This window comes from Paracidovorax oryzae ATCC 19882, from assembly GCF_000687165.1.
In the GTDB taxonomy this organism is placed as follows: domain Bacteria; phylum Pseudomonadota; class Gammaproteobacteria; order Burkholderiales; family Burkholderiaceae_C; genus Paracidovorax; species Paracidovorax oryzae.
In genome coordinates, this window is record NZ_JMKU01000069.1 from 1 (window position 1) to 1,253 (window position 1,253).

The 1,253-nt window shown below is 47.8% G+C and carries 3 protein-coding genes; 1 reads left to right on the plus strand and 2 read right to left on the minus strand.

Annotated features, from left to right (window positions below):
• Positions 1 to 303 (plus strand): hypothetical protein (locus T336_RS27175; protein ID WP_167333668.1); only part of this gene is annotated, 303 nt, incomplete at its 5' end.
• Between the two features lies 1 nt (position 304).
• Here the strand turns inward: T336_RS27175 and T336_RS26965 are convergent.
• Positions 305 to 727: a hypothetical protein gene (locus T336_RS26965; RefSeq protein ID WP_156957943.1), complete on the minus strand. Its 423-nt coding sequence runs from the start codon at positions 725 to 727 to the stop codon at positions 305 to 307.
• 2 nt (positions 728 to 729) lie between these two features.
• On the minus strand, positions 730 to 1,253 hold a 524-nt coding region (locus tag T336_RS26385), incomplete at its 5' end, for a polymorphic toxin type 47 domain-containing protein (protein WP_244884014.1).

Sequence of the window (1,253 nt, forward strand, 5' to 3'; positions counted from 1 at the left end):
CTGCGCACCGCGGCTCTCCTGCAGCAGCCGCAGGCCTTCCCACACGAACCGCGTCTGGCCGAAATCGTCCTCCTTGGCGATCCGCCGGCCCAGGGGGTCGTACCGGTAGCGGAAGACCTGCCGGATCGGTTCGCCATCACGGCCTGCAAGGATGACCGCAGCAGTCCGGATGTGCGCGAGCAATCTTTACTGTCGCGAAATCACGAATTGAAAGCTCGGCAATCGAAGCGTCCATATTCGCCTTCAATCATGCGCGAATACAAATTGGGCAAAAATTGCACATCATTTTATTTAAAAAATTGACTCAAAAACCACTTGGCACCCATTGCTTCGCCGCCCCCTGCAAATTAATAACATACCAGTTAACAGATATTAAAAAACTCGCATCTTGATCGGAAACAAAATATTCCATTCCATAGCAATTTTCCATTATTTTTGACAAACTAGAAAGACTTTCGATTGAAAGGCAATCTTCTTTTGAATCACTACCGAAAAACAGCAAGATGTTGATGTCCGGAAAATTTTCGAACAACGAAAATTCATATTCCTCCGTAGGCAGAACTATTGAGTCACCGCCGATAGAATAATGGTTTACCGTTTGTTCCGGATGGTATTTTTTAAATATTTCATTTTTCTTGCTTTCAAAATTTTCTGCGCTTATTATTTTTGCTGGCACATTCAAAATAGAACAAGCGTCAAGCAATTCTGAAATTTTATTTTTCTGCATTTCTACCTCGTCGCAGGAACGTCATCCACAAAAATATGCCCTCGCGTTCTGCTCGGCCCTTTTCCGGGGGTTTGATAACCGATATGTGGCTGATGCGGTCCTTCACCCAAAGTACCATTTGATTTGACATTATTAAGATGCGGGATATCCATATTAACATTGGCACCTCCCGGCCCGGTGTATTCAACCGGAATACTTTTGCCGTCGGTTGTTTTACCCCATTTCGTTACCGTAAACTGTTCTTTTGGGACGCCGGTTCTTCGGAATGCTTCATCGAGAGCGCTGCGATAAGATGCTCCCCCTCTCATGTCGACGTCTTTGACTGGATTGAATTTCCAATTCCCGCCGGTCAGCCCTTTGCACCATCCCAACGGGTCAATCCAAGACAACGGATTCGGCGCATACTCGTGCAGATTCACTCCGCCCGCCAACCCGATCGGGTCAGGCGTAGTGAACGCCCCCAGATCCGCGTCATAGTAGCGGAAGGTGTTGTAGTGCAGCCCCGTCTCCCGGTCCAGGTACTGCC

Bases quoted from the DNA above. Each gene is read 5' to 3' on its own strand.
- T336_RS26965 (WP_156957943.1), bottom strand. From the start codon at position 727: ATGCAGAAAAATAAAATTTCAGAATTGCTTGACGCTTGTTCTATTTTG.